A 17494-nucleotide genomic window follows, 5' to 3' on the forward strand; every position below is an offset into this window, starting at 1 on the left:
CCTTAAACTTCGCGTGCAGCGAGTGGTTGCATCAGCTTCGATGGCAACTTGAATTCGACTTTCTCTTCACGGCCCGCCATCGTCGTGACATCGACGGGCCCCAATGCGCTCAGCGCATCGATGACGTTCTTCACCATCTCTTCCGGCGCTGAAGCACCGGCGGTGATGCCGACGGTCTGCACGTCAGCAAACCATTCCGGCTTGACTTCCGAACCGTCGGCGACGAGATAGCTCGGCACGCCGCTTTCGCTGCCGATCTCGCGCAGACGGTTCGAATTGGAACTGTTGGTTGCGCCCACCACCAACAGCACGTCGACCTGCTTGCTCAGTTCGCGCACCGCTGCCTGGCGGTTTTGCGTCGCATAGCAGATGTCGCGCGTATCGGGACCGACGATGTCGGTAAAACGGCGCAGCAACGCGTCGATGATGCCGCGCGTGTCGTCCACCGACAGCGTGGTCTGCGTGACGTAAGCAAGCGGCGTGTCGGGCGCGAGATCCAGCTTCGCGACCTCGGCCTCGCTTTGCACCAGCAGCACTTTGCCGGGGATCTGGCCGATCGTGCCTTCCACTTCCGGATGTCCGGCGTGACCGATGAGGATCAGCGTGCGGCCGGCGCCCACATATTGACGCCCTTGCACATGCACTTTGGTGACGAGCGGGCAGGTTGCATCGAGCACGTCGAGGCCGCGCGCCTCCGCGTCGCGTTCGACGGTTTGAGCGACGCCATGCGCGCTGAATATCGCCACCGCGCCTTGCGGTACTTCATCGAGCTCTTCGACGAAGCGCGCGCCCTTCTGGCGTAGATTGTCGACCACGTGGCGGTTGTGGACAATCTCATGGCGTACATACACGGGCGCGCCGTGTTGCTGTAACGCGCGTTCGACGATCTCGATTGCACGAACAACACCCGCACAAAAGCCGCGGGGTTGAGCAAGGATGACTCGCATAAGTTGGCGAACTCCGACTGACGCGGGTTGTTCGAAGAAGCCGGTGAACCTGACTTTATCGCCGCGACCATCTTGATTAGTTGACGTCTTGAGCCCCGGCGACGGGCCGGTACAGCAAAACCAAACGCGCATTCTAACGCTATCAGGCCAGCTTTGCTTTTGGCGCGCCCCTTGTGTTGGGCGGGTGCCGCAGCCGCAGCTCGCCGTGCGGTGATGCATTGGTGCTGCATTGGTGCGGCATGTGGCAATGATGACGCGCTGCACCGGTTTGACGGAACCCTTAAACTACGCGATTCTGCGGCGCGCATCGGCGCACGCATTACAGAATGGTTTCGAGACTCGCTGGATGGACGCCGAACCGTACGAAACTTATGCGGTCGCGAGCGTGCTGCTGCCAAAGGCGCTGCGTCGCGCCTGTCGGCATTATCCACCAGGTTGTGCGAAGCGCGGCCGATATCGCTCACCAGGGCGACGGGTGCGCGGCCGAGCGGCACGTTCCGCTTCGCCGACTTGCGCGCCGGCGAGTGGATCGGGATGGCGGGCTACGACGTATTCCTCAAGCGCCCGGTGCTCAATATGTTCAACTGGTGCGTGGCCGCAGTGCGCACGGCGGTGATGTGGCTGTCGCGGCGCATCTGTATGCAGGGACGTTCAATCGAGGGCAATGCTCAATGGCGGTGGTTCTGTTTCTTCTTTCGTGTCTTTCCCTGTTGATCTGGTGCGTGCTGCTGTTCGCCCGCGGCGGTTTCTGGCGTGCGCGTCCCGCCGCGCCGCTCGCGCTCGCGCCGCGTGCGACGTGGCCCGCGGTCGCCGTCGTGGTGCCGGCTCGCAATGAAGTCGACGTGATCGCCGAGGCGGTCACGAGCCTGCTTCGGCAGGACTATGCCGGTGCGTTCCACGTGATCGTCGTCGACGATCACAGCACCGACGGCACCGCCGACGCCGCCCGCGCGGCCGCATTGCAGCTGCAATGTCCGGACCGCCTGACGGTGCTGAGCGCGAAACCGCTGCCACCAGGCTGGTCCGGCAAGGTGTGGGCGCAATCGCAGGGCATCGAGGCGGTGCGCACACTCGGCTTGCCGGCCGACTACCTGCTGTTGACCGACGCCGACATCGGCCATCCCGCCGACGCGCTCGCGCAGCTCGTGGCCCGCGCGGATGTCGAAAAGCGCGACCTCGTCTCGCTGATGGTCCGGCTGCGCTGCGATTCGTTTTGGGAAAAGGCGCTGATCCCCGCGTTCGTGTTCTTCTTCGCGAAGCTGTATCCGTTCGCGTGGGTCAACAATCCGCGCAATCGCACGGCGGCGGCCGCAGGCGGCTGTATGCTGGTGCGGCGCAGTGCGCTTGAAGAAGCGGGCGGCATCGAGTCGATCCGCGCGGAGCTGATCGACGATTGCAGTCTCGCCGCGCGCATCAAGCATCGCGGCACAGGGCGTCATCCGATCCGGCTGGATGTGGCGGCGCGCAGCGTGTCGCTGCGTCCATACGATAGCTGGCGTGAGATCTGGAACATGATCGCGCGCACGGCATTCACGCAACTGCGTTATTCGCCGCTGCTGCTGGCGGGCACGCTGGCCGGCATGACGATCATCTATCTGATGCCGCCCGTTGCGGCGCTGGTGCTCGGTCCGTTGGGCTGGCCCGCATGGCTCGCGTGGGCGGCGATGTGCTGCGCATACGCGCCGATGCTCGGCTACTACCGTCGCTCGCTGTTGTGGGCGCCTTTCCTGCCGTTGGTGGCGCTGTTCTATGTCGGCGCGACGTTCGCATCGGCGGTGCGCTATTGGCGCGGCAAGGGTGGTCAGTGGAAGGCGCGCGTTCAGGCGCCCGTGCAGGAGCGTTGACGCAGCGCTGGAGAGTTTTGCTGAGGGATAAAAAAGCGGCGTAGCGCCGCTTTTTTACTTCACGCGTTGGTCAGCATCATGTAGAGCTGAATCACCACGTCGGGCGAAAACGTGAACGGCACCCAACCGTGGCCGGTGTGGCGCATGACCAGCAGGCGGTCGCCGCTCGATTGCTTCTGCACCGCCATCACCGGGTTCTTGGTCGACACGAAGCGCCAGCCCGGCGGGATGCCTGGCGGCTGCTCGGGCGTCATCGACGCGCGAGCGTTCGACAATTCCTCGATCAGTTTGCTGATCTGGTCTGGACGCAGCGCGACAGTCTGATTGCCGATCGTCATCGTGATCTCGTCCTGCGCGGGGCGATTGATCTCGAGCGTGGGCTGGAATTGCGCGGCCGGCTCGTGGTCCGTGACCGGCGCGCCGTTTCCGGCGGCGCTCGCTTCGGCCTGCGCTGCGGTTGTTTGCGCCGCGGTTTGCCCGGCGGAGTCGGACTCGGACTCGGACGCGGCACGCTCCGCCGGTGCCGACGATGCGGCGCCGTCTGCGGGTGTCTCGATGGGTTCGGCCTGCTGGGCCACGACAGCCTGAATGAGCTGAGCGACGCCCATTTCCAGCGCGCCGAGCTGTTCGTGAAGATTCATGCGAGGTTTCTCTGGTAAGACCCGCGATTTTACCTGCAGTGCATGGGCTTGAACCGCTCGCGCACACGGGACTTGTAACAAAATGCTTACGGCAGCACCGCGTCGTGCGGAGCGGTCATGCGCGCGTGTCAGGGCTTCAGATAGCCGGCCTGCCGGAACCAGTCGAGCGCATCGCGCAAACCGTCGCGATAAGGCCGCGCACGATAGCCGAGTTCGCGTTCCGCCTTCGCCGATGTGAAGTACATCTTGTTCTTCGACATTTTCAGGCCGTCGACGGTGACGAACGGTTCGCGTTTCGTGATCTTCGCGATCGCTTCGGCACCCATCGCGAGCGGGTAGAGCGGCCAGCGCGGCAAGCTCAGCGTCGGCGCCTTGCGGCCGGTCAGCGCGGCGATATCCGCGAGCATCTGCTGAAGCGGCAGATTTTCGCCGCCGAGAATATAGCGCTCGCCGATCTTGCCGCGTTCGAGTGCGAGAAAATGGCCGGCTGCGACGTCGTCCACATGCACGAGGTTCAGGCCCGTATCGACGAACGCGGGAATCTTGCCGAGCGCCGCTTCGACGATGATGCGTCCGGTCGGCGTCGGTTTGACGTCGCGCGGGCCGATCGGCGTGGACGGATTGACGATCACCGCCGGCAGGCCTTGCTCGGCGATCATCCGTTCCACCGCGCGTTCGGCCAGCACCTTGCTGCGCTTGTACACGCCAATGGCCTGGTCGGCCTTGAGCGGCGAGGTCTCGTCGGCGGACTGACCGGAGCTGGTCACCTTCAAGGTCGCCACGCTGCTCGTGTAGACGATGCGCTCGACGCCTTCCTTGAGCGCCGCGCGCATGGTCGCCTCGGTGCCTTCAAGGTTCGAGCGCTCGATCTCGCTCGGGTCCGGCGCCCACAGCCGATAGTCGGCGGCCACGTGCAACAGGTAGCGCACGCCGCGCAGCGCGGTGCGCATCGACGCTTCGTCGCGCATGTCGCCGACGACGATTTCCGCATCCAGCGCCTCGACGTTGCGGCGCGAACTGGTGGCGCGCACCAGCACCCGCACCTTGAAGCCCTTCTGTTGCGCGATGCGCGCCACCGAGGAGCCGACGAAGCCGGAAGCGCCGGTCACGAGCACGAGATCGCGATTCTGTTCGGTCATTCTGTTTCCATTCGCTGCATGACAGTCGACGGATTGTACGTGGCGCGCACGCCGCGTGTCGCGCTCTGCGTGCCTGAGCGCTCACGCGATGACCGCCGCAACCGCAACGCCGTCGAGCAGGCTCGCCGCGACGCGACTAGAATGCCGGCTTGAAAGAGTGTGAGGAGAACACGGCATGGCCCCGGATCTGGATCAGCGGATCGAAACGTATTACGTGCGAGTGCGCGGCATGGTGCAGGGCGTCGGCTTTCGTCTCGCGACCGTGCGGCAGGCGCACGCGTACGGTATCAAGGGATGGGTGGCGAATCTCGACGACGGCTCCGTCGAAGCCATGTTGCAGGGTCCCGCCAATCAGGTCGACCGGATGCTGTCGTGGCTGCGTCATGGGCCGCCGGCGGCGCGCGTGACCGAGGTGACCGGCGAGGAGCGCGTGACGGAAAAGCGTTACGAGCGTTTCGAGCAGCACTGAGCGAACCAACGAAAAAACCGGCGCGCCATCATGCCGATGGCGCGCCTTCGTTATTCTCGCGTTCCTGGCGCGCGTGAACTTGCGCAGCGGCCGGGCCGTTCGCGCTCAGCGGGCCACCAGCAGACTTTCCGCAAAGCCCCAGTCCTGCTCGATCCACTGACGGCTGCACGCGAAGCCGGCGTCGTCGGCGATCGCGGGCACTTCCTCCGCGCGATATTTGTGGCTGCTCTCGGTCCAGATCGTTTCGCCTTGCTTCAGCGACACCGTCAATTGCGCCGCGCCGATGTACGCTGTCACGTCGCGCGTTGCACGCAGATGCATTTCGATGCTGCGCGCGTCCGGGTTGAAGCGCGCGAGGTGCTCGAATGCGTCGAGCGGAAAATCGCCGTCGAGTTCGCGATTGACGCGTGCGAGCAGATTCAGGTTGAACGACGCGGTAACACCGATCGCATCATCGTAGGCGGCGACCAGTATCGGCGTCGGCTTGATGAGATCGGTGCCGAGCAGCAACGCGTCGCCGGGCGCGAGCATGTTGCGGATATCGCGCAGGAACCGTGTCGCCGCGAGTCTGCCGAAATTACCGATCGTACTGCCAAGGAACAGCACGAGTAACCGTTCGCCCGCCGCGCGCTGCCTGCTCACTTCAGCGAGACCGGCCAGATAGTCGCGTTCATAACCAACAATCGAAATTCGTTCGATGTCGCCGAGTTCGCGTCGACACAATTGCAACGCGCTGCGCGAAATTTCAATCGGGCAGTAAGAAGTGGGGCGCTTTTTACACAGCGCTTCAAGAATGCGCCGCGTTTTACGGCCGCTGCCGCTGCCGAGTTCGGCAACCGTCACGTCATGCGGCAGGTGCTCGACGATGTCCGCCGCGTGCCTGGCGAGCAGTCGCTCCTCGGCGCGCGTTACGCCGTATTCGGGCAATACGGTGATCACTTCAAAGAGCGCGGAGCCCACTTCGTCGTACAGATACTTCGACGGCAGCTCTTTTTGCGGCGTGTGGGTGAGTCCGGCGCGAACCTCGGCGGCGAAGGCGGAGCGCAGGTCGGGTGAGGCGTCGTGCGAGAGGGCTGGCTGGGTCATGCTGTCTCCAGTAGTCACAGTCGGGGGAGCGGGATTGCTGGCCGGGCGGCGGCTTGCACGGTGCGAGGCGGCTGATGCATGCCGTGCAAAAGAAGAGCGGGCGAGGTCGCGAGACTGCCTGTGCCGGCCCGGCATCGTCGATGCTGCTTAGGCTCTGTTGCGGACCACGTTGCAAACAACGTGGAAGACTTCTAGCAAGATTCGCGCTTGGGTGGCGTCTGGGTGGCGCTTGATTCGCGTCCGGGCGCATGGAGCCGCATGGAGCGCGTGGAGCGCGTGGAGCAATTCCGGGCGGCGTTGCCGATGAAACAGCGCGGCTTGGCTCGCCGCGCATAAAGTTATGTTCTAGTGCATTGACGCGCGATGCGCACGGATTAATTGCAGTCTACCGACAAAAAGCGCGGACCCGCAGATGAATAACCCGTCTAGAATGCGGGGCTTGCGTCGTCTACCGAAAAACAAAACCGCAGCGCACGTCGATTCGCGCTGCCCGCTTGCGAGACTCACTTTCCATGACCACCACGAATGCAGCACGAGCGGAAGACGCTACGCTGCAATCCGACATAACGGCGCGCGCATCGGATCATGAAGCGATTACGCCATGGCCCGCGCGATGAGACAGTATGACCCGAAGCAGGGGATTGCGTTGTCGGTCGGCGCGTCCGCGATGTTCTCCCTGCTGTCCGCTTACGCGACGCTGCTCGCGCCGTTGAGCGGCCTCGACATCTTCGCGTGGCGCATCGTATGGACCGTGCCGGGTGCGCTGCTGCTGGTCGCGTTGCGCAAGCGCCTGCCCATTCTCCGACGATTTCTTTACCAGATGGTGACCGAGCCGAAACTCGGCGCCGCGATGCTCGTGACCGCGGCTTTGCTCGGCGCGCAGCTATGGGTCTTCCTATGGGCGCCGCTGCATGGCCGGATGCTCGAAGTGTCGCTTGGCTACTTCCTGCTGCCGCTGGTGATGGTGCTGGTCGGGCGCTTCTACTATCACGAACACATCGACGCGTTGCAGTGGCTCGCCGTCGTCTGCGCCGGCCTGGGTGTCGGCCATGAACTGTGGATGACGGGCGCCTTTTCGTGGCCGACCCTGCTGGTTGCGCTCGGCTATCCGCCGTACTTCGCGTTGCGCCGCAAGATCAACCAGGATTCGCTGGCGATGTTCACCGTGGAAATGGCGCTGCTGCTGCCACCGGCCATCGTGTTCATCATCAGCGGCGGTTCGCTGGCGATGATCGCCGGCCGCGTCGACATGTGGTGTCTGCTGTTGCCTGGCCTCGGCGCGTTGAGCACACTGGCGCTGGCTTCGTATCTGAAGGCGAGCCGCTTACTGCCGCTCGCGTTGTTCGGCATCCTCGGCTATGTCGAGCCGGTCTTGCTCGTGCTGGTGTCGATCACGTTGCTCGGCGAAACACTGACCGCTGCGCAACTGGCCACTTATGTTCCGATCTGGATCGCGGTCGCGTTGACCGCATTGCATGGTGTTCGCCTGGTTCGGCTTGCGCCGAATTGAGCGGCGTCGGCGGAGTCTGGCATCGATGGGCGAATCACACGGCGTGCGCGGCGCTCAGCGATGCGCCGCGGCACGGTCCGCATTTTTACGCGTCGGGCCAACCTGTGCGTCGATCGCGTCGCGCAACGCGGGCCGCCAGCCGACACCAAACAACGCTTCCGCGAGCACGAACAGCGGTCCGATCAGCAGGCCGATCACATCGTCGACGAAGGCCGGCTTGCGATGCTCGTAGGCAACATGGCCGATGAACTGAAACACCCAGCCGACCACGAAGAGGCCCACGCCGCTGGTGAGCCATGCAAGTGTGGATTGCGCGGCGATCCATGCGCCGAACGCCACGCAGAGTGCCGACACGCAGGCCATCATCACGCCGAGCGGCACATCGAGCGCGAGGTAGTACACGGTGGCCGCGATGAACAGTAGCCACGCCGGCGATAACACCAGCGGCGACGCGCCGACCGCGAAAGCAGGGCGGCTCAGCAACACGGCCAACGCCAGCACGATCATCGGAATGCCGATGAAGTGCGTGGCGATATTGCGCCGGTCGCGATGGTAAGCCGCGTATTGCGTTAGTTGTTGTGTCAGCGTTCTCATGGATGCCGCTCCTCGTTCGAAGTCAGCATAATCGCGGCGAGCGGAATTTGAAACCATCGGTAGCCGACAATCGCGCACGGATGCCATCCCATGACTGTGAGTTTTTCATCGAATGTGCTGCGTGAATGCCGGCGCGTGCAATTCAAAGCGAACCATGCATGAAAAAAGGGCGAGTCATCAGACTCGCCCTCCCTGAACGGCACGGCCGGCTTCGATTATCTACCCCATATGTGGCCGCTGCGTGCCGAAACCGATCACGTGTTATTGCGTCTTCGTCGTGTCGGCTTGTGCGCCGTCGGCTTTTGCCGGGGCATTGCTGGCCTCTTTCGCGCTCTCCGTTTTAGCCTTTGCGGCGCTGGTGTCGTCGCCAGCGGCCTTCTTGCTGACCTTGTGCGCCTTCACCGTGTGCTTGGCGGAAGTCTTTTTCACATGCGCTTTCGTCGCGGTCTTGGTCGGCGTTTTCACCGTGGTCGTGGCTTCATCCGTGGCGCTGGTTTGCACGGCGGTGCTCGCCTTCAGATTCGCTTGACCGGCGGGCTGCGTTTGCGCAGGCTGCGCGGATTGCGTGGTGGACGGTGCGGCCGTTTGAGCAAATGCGGTCGACACGAGCAGAGCGGAAGCGAGAGCGGCGAAAAGCGTCTTCATGGTGTAACTCCTGGGTTGGACCGGTTAGTTCTTGTGTTGGCGGCTGAGTTATTTCAGCGCTGCCGGTTTAACGTCGGCCGGAGGACAGGAGTTGACGATGCTCTGGTGACAAAACGTAACCGCTGAAACATGCCGGGGTAGTAAATCGGCGCGCGGCGTTCAGGCTTCAGGTAGTTGAGGAAGTTTGCGTCCGTTGTGAAGTCGGGCACGCGCACTGGGCGAAGCGCGCGTGCTGCGAAAAGTTCTTCCGCCTTCACACCGCACCATTTGGCGTACCCGCTATTGAAACGGATTCTGCACGACGCCCGGTTTCGCATCCGGCTCGTCCTTCACCTTCGCGGGCAAGCCGGATTGAGCCTGCAAGCTGGCGACGATCGCATCCACCGCTTCCTTCAGCGCAAGCGCCGCCTTCAGGCCGCGCTGGTCGCGTGTCAATTCCAGCGTGCCATTCAGCACGACGCGTGTCGTGCCGTTGCTCACAGTGAGCGCGTCGCCCTGGATGTTGAGCACGTCGTTGTCGTTCGAATAGGGTTTAAACACCTTTCAGTCCTCCTGGCCGCTGGTCCTTGAGGTTCTCCGGAATGCCCGGAAAACGGATGCCCGATGCTGCTTCGAGTTCGTGAATCGTCATGATGTCGTAACGATTGGTCGAGACATTGTCCACCACCACCGCGAATGCCATCTGTCGCGAAGGCACATAGACGGCCTTGAACAACTGCGTCGGCACGAACACGTGTGTCGGCCCGATGGTCTGCAATTGCTGGCCGTTGAAAAGCGGCCCGGTGACGACGTAAGTATCGTCGTACGACATTGCGATCTTGCGCACCGATGTTTCGATGCGCGCCCACAGCCGTTGGTTGTTTTCGCGGTTCTGTGGCACGACGTTGGCGAGCGAGAACGATTGTGCCATTGCCTGTTCGTTCCAGCGATTGCCCGCCGGACTCATATGACCGCGATCGAAGCCGCTGCGCTTGTAGTCCGCGAGCGTGGCGCCTTCGCCGTCGGGTAAGCGCGCATCTTCGAAAAACTTGTTGGTGCGCGTCATGTCTCTCGCGGCATCGATATGTTCGCGTGTCAGATGCTCGGCGGACCATAGCGGACCATGCGTGATGCCCGAATGCAAAAGCGCGAAATCGCTATAGCACAGCATGCGCGTTTTCGGCGCCATCTTCTGATTGGTCAGAACAGGCCATTGCGCGTTTGGTGTGAACTGGGTGCAGGAAGGCGCCGCGCTCGCCTGTGCGGCGACGGCGAATAACAGACAGGCAAGCCACTTCTTCATGTATCAGTCAGTCGGGAGATCGGGCGCAAGAGTATAGCGTCGCGAGCCTGCATCGAGCGACGCGAAACGCAGAATCAGCAGCAAGAAAAAGCCGGCCGCGCATCGCGATGAATGCGATGCGTGCATCGAGCGAAGCAATGAGCGCGAATCGCGCGGGCAAAAAAACGGGCCGCTGTGCAGCGACCCTAATGCGTGGACTTTTGACTCTACGCACATATGCTTAAGACGAGCTTAAGCATATGTGCGACGGGTATTCGATGTGTGCGACGGCGCACGAACAGCCGCGAACACACGAGTGTTTGCAGCCCCGTGGACGGAATATTCGACCGACAAAATCAACTCACGGAATCAACGCAGAACTTAATTACCGAACAGGCTGTTTTCGGCGTGAACGGTTTGCCGGTCCACCGCTTGCAGGCGCCAGAAGCCGCTGGTCGGTGCGTGTGTCGGCAGAGCGGTCCATGCGGCGGCGCCTTGTGCCGCGCTCACGCGCTGCTTGCGATCGACGTGCAAGCCGCGCAGCGTACAGAGTGGCGCATCCGTGCTCGGCGCACAGAGCGTGGTCACGCCATTGTCGTCATGCATCTCGCCCCAAGGAGGCAGGTCGATCCCTTGATGTGCTTCTCTCGACCAACGATGTTCGTCGGTGTCGAGCCATAGCACGGCGTAATCGTGGCTGACGGTGGGATCGGAACCGTTGATCAGGATGGTCAGTCGCATATCAGTTCCGTACAAATTGCGAAGTGGTGCTTTATCAGTCTATGTCGTGACCGGCGTTATGCAAGGCAAAAGCATCAGCGATCGCGCAGAAAAAAGCAGCCGCGCGACGCTCGCGAAGACCGCGCAGCAGATCGCGGATGCAGTGCAAAACTGCATGCCGCGATGCAGTGACGTCAGGCGAGATCCAGCGACGCCGTCAGATCGCCCAATGGCGCAAGACCATTGCGCGCCAATGCCCGATCCCGCGCGAGCACGCCGTCGAGCGGCGCCAGCCCATGCACGCGGCTGATCAGGCGAAGAATCGAATTGGTGTCGTACACAGTGTGATCGACATAAGCCTTCTTCGCCAGCGGGGAAATCACCAGCGCGGGAACACGTGAGCCCGGACCCCAGCGATCGCCTTGCGGCGGCGCCACCGGGTCCCACCAGCCGCCGTTCTCGTCGACCGTGACGATCACGACCGTATTGGCCCAGTGCGGGCCGCGCTGAATATGTTCGATCAGCTTTGCGATGTGACGGTCGCCCGATTCGACATCCGCGTAGCCTGCATGCATGTTCAGGTCGCCTTGCGGCTTGTAGAACGTGACGGCGGGCAAATGTCCCGCATCGATATCCGCGATCAGGCGATTGGTCGACGCGTCGTTGCCGAGCCCCGCATCGCGCAGATGCTTGCGCCGCGCGGCCGTACCCGGCGCGTAATTGGCGAAGTAGTTAAATGGCTGATGGTGATACTGGAAGTCCGGCATCGCGCCGGTGTCCTGATGCTCCAGTGCGTATTGCCACGCGCCGCTGTACCACGCCCAGTCGATGCCCTTGGCGCTCAGGCGGTCGCCGATCGTTGCGTCATGCTGCGGCGGCAGCACGCGCGAATTCGACGGGTCCGCTAAGGCCGGGTCGCCGCCTTCTGCTGGGCGCACGTTGCTCGGCTGATAGGGTGGCGCCATCGTGTTGACTGCGTAGCCATCGGCGGTGAAAGCGCCGTCATTGACGAACTTCGGCGGACCGTCGAGTGCGGACGCGGGCGAGTCCGCGGCCAGTTTCAGGCGCGTGCCGGTCGGATCGTCGCCTTCCACCACCGACACCAGTTTCTTCGCTGGGCTGTCGTGGATGTCGGGATAGAAGGGCGCCTGCGCCGAGATCAGGAAGATGTGGTTCAACCACGAGCCGCCGAACGCCGCCATGAAGAAGTTGTCGCACAGCGTGTATTGCTGCGCGAGATTCCACAGACGCAGCGTATCGGCGGAATTGCGGTAGTGCCCCATCACGAGTCCGCCGGAATCGCTCCACGCGGCGAACTGGTTGTTGCGGCCGGCGTTGATCTGCATCTGATTCTGGTAGAAGCGATGCACCAGGTCGCGCGTGATCACGCCGGTCGGCAACGGCGCACCATACGCGTCGGCGATCGGGAACGGGCGGTTGCGCAGGGGCTCGAGATCTTTCTCGCCGATCATGTAGCGCCGGCCGTCCACTTCCTGCGCTTGCGGCACGAGTCCGCCCCAGATGGCCGGCAAGCGCGTCAACGGTGTCTTGCCGTCGCGGTCTAGTTGCAGATAGCGCTCGGCGCTCACCGTGTCGAGTGGATGCTGGACGCCGGGGAAGTTGCCGTAGAGGTTCGCGAAGCTGCGATTTTCCGCATAGATCACCACGATGTGCTTGACCTGGTCGCGTAGCGCGGCATCGAGCCGCAAGTCGGCGGCACTGCGCGGCGCAGCATTGCTCGCCGTGTCTTGCGCCGTTTTGCAGCCGCTCAGCGCGAGACCGAGGCCGACCGCCGCGAGACCGGTCAGGACACGGCGGCGTTCGGGATCGTCGGGGGCGTCGTTGGCGTTGTCGGCGTGCGGCGGGAGGTGGGCATCGTGGTCGGTCATCGGTCGTTTCCGAAGTTTTGTGTCGCGCACGTCGGTGCCGCTCGGGATGCTGTGCGCGCGGCACCGGTTGCAGATTCGAATGGATGGGCAAGCGCCGGCCTAGGCGAGCGCCAGGGCCAGGGCCAGCGCTAAGGCTAACGCAGTCGGCGCTTCACGCGCCAGCTGTTGTGCGTTGCATCGACGGCAAGCAGCAGCCGATGCCGCGCATCCACGGGATGGACCGGGTCAAAGAATAGCACTGCGAGCAGCTCTGGCGGTGCAGTAAATGCATCGGATGCGCGTTTGTAACCGTGACGCGTCGCCTGCTTGCAGGGGATGCGCGTTGTTATGACGTTTCCACTCCAGTCGCGGGGCGATTACGCCCGCCTGAATCACGTGGCGTTCACCGTGTGCGACATTCACGAAGTGTTCGGCGGCGGCATGCACATTAGCCGTTGCGGTTGGGATACACAACCCGGGCCGGGGTGTCATGCGGTGCCGTCGGAGTACTTCCGTACTTCCCGAATCTGGCCGGTGGCCTGATCGAGTATTACGCCGACGAAGACCAGCTCACACCCGGGCGAATGCGATGGGAATTGCCAACCGTGCGGCTGATGATCGATTGATGTAGATCATCGGCTCGCTGGGCATTTACAAATCTTGACCACAAAAACATAGGCGATAGGAAGGTGATTCGATATCTTTTCAAAATATTTAGGAAGCCTTAAAAAGTTCCTGAGGAGATACCGATGGCTAGCTTTGCAATGTGGTTGTCCGGTGATTCTTTTCTGTCGCGCTGCTCACGTGCTGCCGTGGTCCGGTATGTTGCGTGTCACCTTGTGGTCGCTTCGTTTGCGCTTCCTTCTGTGTCCTTTGCCGATGATATTACCTACGCCTACGACGCGTTGGGACGGCTTGTCTCGGTGACTGTCGCGGGCGCGACTGCGTATTGCGACTACGACGCGGCGGGGAACATTACCGCGATCCGACGATAGGCGACGGTAGCTTCCGCACCTTCAACTTCCTCTACTGGTCAACTTGCGGTGCGCTGAGCACGTCTGCCGCGCGTTCCCATCCCTTGCCTGCCAGGTTCCTGATGTCGACACTCGATCCCGCTGCCACCATGTGGCGCACGCGCCTGCCTGTGCGCTTCTTCTTCCTTGTCCTGTTTGTGCTGCTGTCGTGGTTTATCGCACCACATGCCCACGCCGCGACCGATTGCGAATCCAAATATATCAATGCGGGCGCCTTCCCGGCCGATCCCAAATGCCCGCTCCAGGCGGCGTCCGCCGACTTCGGCGGTATGGGCGGGTATGTGTGCGGCGACCCCAATGCAATCGCAGCGTATTGCAGCGGGCCGTCCGGCGGCACCACGATCGAACCGGTTTCGCCCGATGAGACAGGCACCCTCGATGGTGACGGCACGTACGGTCAACCCGGAGGCTCGGGGGGCTGTGGCGGCGGCGACGCGACGGCGGGCTGCGGCAGCAGTACGTCCGGCGGTGACCCGGTGCGCTTGTACACGGGTCAGTTCCATCTGGTCGTTCACGACCTGCATGTCGCCGACACGATCGCACTTGATCTCGCACGCGTCTACCGCAGCAGCGCTTACGACACCACTGGCAACCCGATGGCCGGCGCATTCGGCATCGGGACGACGTTCAACTACGACAGCTACCTGACGGTAAGCGCCACTGACAGCAATAATCTGCAGCAGCTTGTTCAACTCTATCTGCCGAGCGGAATCCGTGTTCCGTTCACGCTTCGCGTCGGCACGAGCACGACCTGGGATGACCTGACAAGCCCGGGTGCCTTCTACCGCGCCAGCATCACCAGCAGCGGCTCGACTAAATTGCTTACTTTGCGCGACGGCCGCACCATGCAGTTCACGATGATCGGCGGTCTGTACCGGCTGACCCGACTTCAGGACCGCATTGGCAACACGGTGGCGATCGCCCGCAACAGCACGACGGGCGTGGTCACCAGTTTGAGCGGCCCGAACGGTCGCACGCTGACGTTCACTTCGGTGGTGGGTGCGCGCGGCACGCCGCTCATCTCGCGCGTGACCGATGCGCTGAACCGTCAGGTTAGCTACCAGTACGACAGCCAGGACCGCCTTACGCAGGTGACCGATGCGGGTGGTGGCGTCTGGAAATACGGCTGGGACGCCAAGAGCCGGATGGTGAGCGTCATGGATCCACCAGGCAACCGGGTGTCACGACGCGCTATACGCGCAACGCGATTGGCCGTCCGCTGACTAAAACTGATCCGCTGGGTCACAGCGAGACATATGAGTGGAACCGCGCAGGGCAGATTGCGACGGTGACCGATCGAAGGGGGCAGGTGACGGCGTACTCCTATGACGCCGCGGGCCGCGTGGTACGGATCGGTTTTCAGCCGACGGCCAGCTGAGCCGAATCCCGCGCGTGGCAATTCGGCTGGGACAACACCCTTGGCAAACTGACAGGCATCAACGACTACGGTCCGAGTACGCGCGGCGAAACGCAGGCCGACGGAGCCCTCACCAGCACGCTGCTTTACTACGACAGCGTGACGGGTAAATACAAGGGCATGCAGGACATTCCGAGGTTTCAGGGACTGTGGCAGTACCGGTTTGCGCCAGATACCCGCGAACTGGCTGAGATCGACATGGATCGCGCGACGGTGAGTTACAGCCGGGACGCTGAACGTCGGGTGACGCAGATCCAGTATCAGGTGAACGGCGAGGTACCGCGTACATTTGGCTATACCTATGACGCGCTGGGACGGCGTAGCCAGACGATCTTCGCCAACGGAATCACAGCGATCTACAACTGGGATGCGGCAAGCCAGTTGACAGGCATTAGTTACAAGCGGGCCGACGGCAGCGTACTGGGAAATCTGACGTATGGCTATGACCTGGCAGGCCGGCGCACGAATGCGGGCGGCAGCCTCGCGAAAGCGAACCTGCCGCAGGCGGTGAGCGACGCGCAGTACAACGCAGCGAACCAGTTGACGCGCTGGGCGGGCAAGACGCTGTCGTATGACTTGAATGGCAACCTGGCCAGTGACGGGGTGAATCAGTACGGCTGGAATGGACAAGGTCTGTTGAGCCAGATCAGCGGCGGCGTGACGGCGAACTTCAGCTATGACGTGTTCGGGCGGCGCAAGGACAGCACGGTGAATGGCCATCGGATTCAGACCGCCTGGATCGATGATGAACTGAACCTCATGGTGCCCGACGGTGACTGGTCACAGCGTATTCGAGTGTTTTCCGCTTATCCGGAAAGCGGGGTGGATGAACTGACGTACCGGCGCATTGGAGATGACGCGAACCAGGATCGGTATGTGCTGCGCGATGCGAATAACAATGTGATCGCGCTGATGGATGCCAATCAGCAGAGCCAGACGCAGTACAGCTATGAGCCTTATGGCCTGACGAAGCAATCGAGTATCGTGGATCCGAACCCGCAGCAGTACACTGGTCGGGAAAATGATGGGACGGGGTTGTATTATTACCGGAACCGCTACTACAGTCCGCAAACTGGAAGGTTCATCAGCGAGGATCCGATTGGTTGGGAAAGTGGGCAGACGAATGCGTATGCTTATGTGGGTGGGAACCCGGTGTCAAAGACGGACCCATTTGGGCTGGGACCATGGGATCAGAAGTATGGCTTATCGGGTACATTTTGGCGTTGGCTCCACCGGCAGGATGGCGGTAAATTGATCGGAGAGCTTAAAGACCCACAGACCGGTCAGGTCCCGAAAAACACTGCGTTGGAGTACTACAAGATTTATCTTTTTGAGATTGGGCAATGCGGCTGAAAGCCCAATATTTTTTAGGTGATGAACTTTATGCCTGGTTGCATTCTTTGTGGATCCGGTGCGGAGTTTGATGTGGACAGGTTCCTGGTGTCCTCGCCGTGGTCCGGTACAGCGGAGATATTTCGACGCGGGCCAACCGGGGCTGCATACCGCCCAATTCGGAAGTACTCATCTCTACAAATTGAAGTGTCACCCATCGATGAGGATCTCCTTGAGCCACAGGTCAATGCGACGCTCGCCTTTTTGCGGAGCTATGAGGCCGAAGTGAGGCGGCTGGTCACATTTCCAGGAGTGGAAGCGGTAGAGTTTCGCATCGGCCTCTTCTGGTTGCCCGACACGGCCATTTACCCCATTTCTCTCACGTCATCGTTTCTCAAGGCAGTTGGGGATGTTGGTGCGAGCGTTGACATATATGTTTATGCAAGCGATGGAATAAAGACGGTATAAATTAGGTTGAGCGTTACCGCTGCCAAATGTGAAGTTGCAACCCATGAACAAAATGGACGAAGTCAGTGGCATCGCGTGGCCTGTTGTCAAAGACAGCGAGGTTCTCCTGAAATTATTCGGGAGATACCCGTCATTTCATGATGCAAACGTACTCTCCATAACTATGGAGCGGGCCAAGCGAATGAGAAGGTATGAGCCGCTTAATGGACCCGTTGATCCACACCGCCTGGAGTTTGTCGACGTAATACTCGAGGTGCTGCACAGGGAGGATCGGCCTGCAGCGGAGCGGATTGAGCGGCCCGATTACGCGATTACGATCGCGCTGCTGGATGTGCGAAGCGCTGACATCGATATCAACGCTATGCTTGACGACAGCTTTGTTTCTGAAATCAGCAGGCTCGTTCGACGGCGATGCGCATGTCCGGGTCTGAACCTTGGGTACGTTGCCAACGTCATGATTGCATCGCTCACGGATCAGTGATCCGACTGGCGAAGTTGGACTTCCAACGAGTGGACCGG

The 17494-nt window shown here is 61.9% G+C and carries 18 protein-coding genes and 1 pseudogene; 9 read left to right on the forward strand and 10 right to left on the reverse strand.

Features of this window, described 5'->3' with window-relative positions; genetic code table 11:
- Positions 1-2 precede the first annotated feature (2 nt).
- The gene (ispH, locus tag BN2475_RS01495) at positions 3-947 is read right to left on the reverse strand and encodes a 4-hydroxy-3-methylbut-2-enyl diphosphate reductase (protein ID WP_094777815.1); all 945 of its coding nucleotides are present in this window, start codon (positions 945-947) and stop codon (positions 3-5) included.
- Between the two features lie 210 nt (positions 948-1157).
- On the opposite strand from ispH, the gene BN2475_RS33345 reads away from it, so the two are divergent.
- Entirely contained in the window at positions 1158-1661 is a 504-nt protein-coding gene (locus BN2475_RS33345) for a hypothetical protein (RefSeq protein WP_143325712.1), read from the forward strand.
- Positions 1619-2791 carry a glycosyltransferase gene (locus BN2475_RS01505; RefSeq protein WP_094777817.1) on the forward strand — a complete coding sequence of 391 codons (1173 nt, stop codon included), beginning with the start codon at positions 1619-1621 and terminating at the stop codon, positions 2789-2791. Before BN2475_RS33345 ends, BN2475_RS01505 begins: the two co-directional genes overlap by 43 nt.
- A 59-nt stretch (positions 2792-2850) precedes the next feature.
- Here the strand turns inward: BN2475_RS01505 and BN2475_RS01510 are convergent, their stop codons facing one another.
- A complete protein-coding gene (locus BN2475_RS01510) occupies positions 2851-3432 on the reverse strand; it encodes a hypothetical protein (protein WP_094777818.1) in 582 nt (193 codons plus the stop codon).
- Between the two features lie 128 nt (positions 3433-3560).
- Positions 3561-4571, reverse strand: a complete 1011-nt coding sequence (gene hpnA / locus BN2475_RS01515) for a hopanoid-associated sugar epimerase (RefSeq protein ID WP_094777819.1) — start codon at positions 4569-4571, stop codon at positions 3561-3563.
- Between the two features lie 175 nt (positions 4572-4746).
- Here hpnA and BN2475_RS01520 point away from each other — a divergent pair, with 175 nt between their 5' ends.
- Positions 4747-5040, forward strand: a complete 294-nt coding sequence (locus tag BN2475_RS01520) for an acylphosphatase (protein ID WP_094777820.1) — start codon at positions 4747-4749, stop codon at positions 5038-5040.
- Between the two features lie 105 nt (positions 5041-5145).
- Here BN2475_RS01520 and egtD read toward each other — a convergent pair whose 3' ends face one another.
- Positions 5146-6126, reverse strand: a complete 981-nt coding sequence (egtD, locus tag BN2475_RS01525) for an L-histidine N(alpha)-methyltransferase (RefSeq protein WP_094777821.1) — start codon at positions 6124-6126, stop codon at positions 5146-5148.
- 613 nt (positions 6127-6739) lie between these two features.
- On the opposite strand from egtD, the gene rarD reads away from it, so the two are divergent.
- Positions 6740-7636 carry an EamA family transporter RarD gene (rarD, locus tag BN2475_RS01530; protein WP_094778007.1) on the forward strand — a complete coding sequence of 299 codons (897 nt, stop codon included), beginning with the start codon at positions 6740-6742 and terminating at the stop codon, positions 7634-7636.
- A 54-nt stretch (positions 7637-7690) separates the two neighbouring features.
- On the opposite strand, the gene BN2475_RS01535 is transcribed toward rarD, so the two are convergent.
- From BN2475_RS01535 to BN2475_RS01560, 6 genes are all read right to left on the reverse strand, one after another.
- On the reverse strand, positions 7691-8230 hold the full coding sequence (locus BN2475_RS01535; RefSeq protein ID WP_094777822.1) for an Mpo1 family 2-hydroxy fatty acid dioxygenase: 540 nt from the start codon (positions 8228-8230) through the stop codon (positions 7691-7693).
- A 261-nt stretch (positions 8231-8491) separates the two neighbouring features.
- Entirely contained in the window at positions 8492-8875 is a 384-nt protein-coding gene (locus BN2475_RS01540) for a hypothetical protein (RefSeq protein WP_094777823.1), read from the reverse strand.
- A gap of 279 nt (positions 8876-9154) precedes the next feature.
- Positions 9155-9415 (reverse strand): hypothetical protein, encoded by a 261-nt coding sequence (locus BN2475_RS01545; protein WP_094777824.1) that lies wholly within the window; start codon positions 9413-9415, stop codon positions 9155-9157.
- Positions 9408-10157, reverse strand: coding sequence for a DNA/RNA non-specific endonuclease (locus tag BN2475_RS01550; protein ID WP_094777825.1), 750 nt, complete (start codon positions 10155-10157; stop codon positions 9408-9410). The genes BN2475_RS01545 and BN2475_RS01550 overlap by 8 nt, the downstream gene beginning before the upstream one ends.
- Before the next feature lie 360 nt (positions 10158-10517).
- Positions 10518-10877 carry a DUF3564 domain-containing protein gene (locus BN2475_RS01555; protein ID WP_094777826.1) on the reverse strand — a complete coding sequence of 120 codons (360 nt, stop codon included), beginning with the start codon at positions 10875-10877 and terminating at the stop codon, positions 10518-10520.
- 173 nt (positions 10878-11050) lie between these two features.
- On the reverse strand, positions 11051-12745 hold the full coding sequence (locus BN2475_RS01560) for an acid phosphatase (protein WP_094777827.1): 1695 nt from the start codon (positions 12743-12745) through the stop codon (positions 11051-11053).
- A 366-nt stretch (positions 12746-13111) separates the two neighbouring features.
- Here BN2475_RS01560 and BN2475_RS01565 point away from each other — a divergent pair.
- The 5 genes and pseudogenes from BN2475_RS01565 to BN2475_RS01585 all read left to right on the forward strand — a co-directional run.
- Positions 13112-13302: pseudogene (locus tag BN2475_RS01565) on the forward strand (VOC family protein); the annotation flags it as partial.
- Positions 13303-13820: 518 nt separating this feature from the next.
- A complete protein-coding gene (locus tag BN2475_RS35230; protein ID WP_245841120.1) occupies positions 13821-14981 on the forward strand; it encodes a DUF6531 domain-containing protein in 1161 nt (386 codons plus the stop codon).
- A 293-nt stretch (positions 14982-15274) separates the two neighbouring features.
- Positions 15275-16528 (forward strand): RHS repeat-associated core domain-containing protein, encoded by a 1254-nt coding sequence (locus BN2475_RS35240; protein WP_245841121.1) that lies wholly within the window; start codon positions 15275-15277, stop codon positions 16526-16528.
- Positions 16529-16600: 72 nt separating this feature from the next.
- Positions 16601-16975 (forward strand): DUF4279 domain-containing protein, encoded by a 375-nt coding sequence (locus BN2475_RS01580; RefSeq protein WP_245841122.1) that lies wholly within the window; start codon positions 16601-16603, stop codon positions 16973-16975.
- A gap of 43 nt (positions 16976-17018) precedes the next feature.
- Positions 17019-17456, forward strand: a complete 438-nt coding sequence (locus BN2475_RS01585; protein WP_094777828.1) for a hypothetical protein — start codon at positions 17019-17021, stop codon at positions 17454-17456.
- Positions 17457-17494: the final 38 nt, after the last annotated feature.

This window comes from Paraburkholderia ribeironis (assembly GCF_900019265.1).
In the GTDB taxonomy this organism is placed as follows: Bacteria; Pseudomonadota; Gammaproteobacteria; order Burkholderiales; family Burkholderiaceae; genus Paraburkholderia; species Paraburkholderia ribeironis.

What these genes read in the sequence shown, in the direction of transcription:
- ispH (WP_094777815.1), bottom strand. Translation starts at nt 947, where the DNA reads ATGCGAGTCATCCTTGCTCAACCCCGCGGCTTTTGTGCGGGTGTTGTT.
- BN2475_RS01505 (WP_094777817.1), top strand. Translation starts at nt 1,619, where the DNA reads ATGGCGGTGGTTCTGTTTCTTCTTTCGTGTCTTTCCCTGTTGATCTGG.
- BN2475_RS01510 (WP_094777818.1), bottom strand. Translation starts at nt 3,432, where the DNA reads ATGAATCTTCACGAACAGCTCGGCGCGCTGGAAATGGGCGTCGCTCAG.
- hpnA (WP_094777819.1), bottom strand. Translation starts at nt 4,571, where the DNA reads ATGACCGAACAGAATCGCGATCTCGTGCTCGTGACCGGCGCTTCCGGC.
- BN2475_RS01520 (WP_094777820.1), top strand. Translation starts at nt 4,747, where the DNA reads ATGGCCCCGGATCTGGATCAGCGGATCGAAACGTATTACGTGCGAGTG.
- egtD (WP_094777821.1), bottom strand. Translation starts at nt 6,126, where the DNA reads ATGACCCAGCCAGCCCTCTCGCACGACGCCTCACCCGACCTGCGCTCC.
- rarD (WP_094778007.1), top strand. Translation starts at nt 6,740, where the DNA reads ATGAGACAGTATGACCCGAAGCAGGGGATTGCGTTGTCGGTCGGCGCG.
- BN2475_RS01535 (WP_094777822.1), bottom strand. Translation starts at nt 8,230, where the DNA reads ATGAGAACGCTGACACAACAACTAACGCAATACGCGGCTTACCATCGC.
- BN2475_RS01540 (WP_094777823.1), bottom strand. Translation starts at nt 8,875, where the DNA reads ATGAAGACGCTTTTCGCCGCTCTCGCTTCCGCTCTGCTCGTGTCGACC.
- BN2475_RS01550 (WP_094777825.1), bottom strand. Translation starts at nt 10,157, where the DNA reads ATGAAGAAGTGGCTTGCCTGTCTGTTATTCGCCGTCGCCGCACAGGCG.
- BN2475_RS01555 (WP_094777826.1), bottom strand. Translation starts at nt 10,877, where the DNA reads ATGCGACTGACCATCCTGATCAACGGTTCCGATCCCACCGTCAGCCAC.
- BN2475_RS01560 (WP_094777827.1), bottom strand. Translation starts at nt 12,745, where the DNA reads ATGACCGACCACGATGCCCACCTCCCGCCGCACGCCGACAACGCCAAC.
- BN2475_RS35230 (WP_245841120.1), top strand. Translation starts at nt 13,821, where the DNA reads ATGTCGACACTCGATCCCGCTGCCACCATGTGGCGCACGCGCCTGCCT.
- BN2475_RS01585 (WP_094777828.1), top strand. Translation starts at nt 17,019, where the DNA reads ATGAACAAAATGGACGAAGTCAGTGGCATCGCGTGGCCTGTTGTCAAA.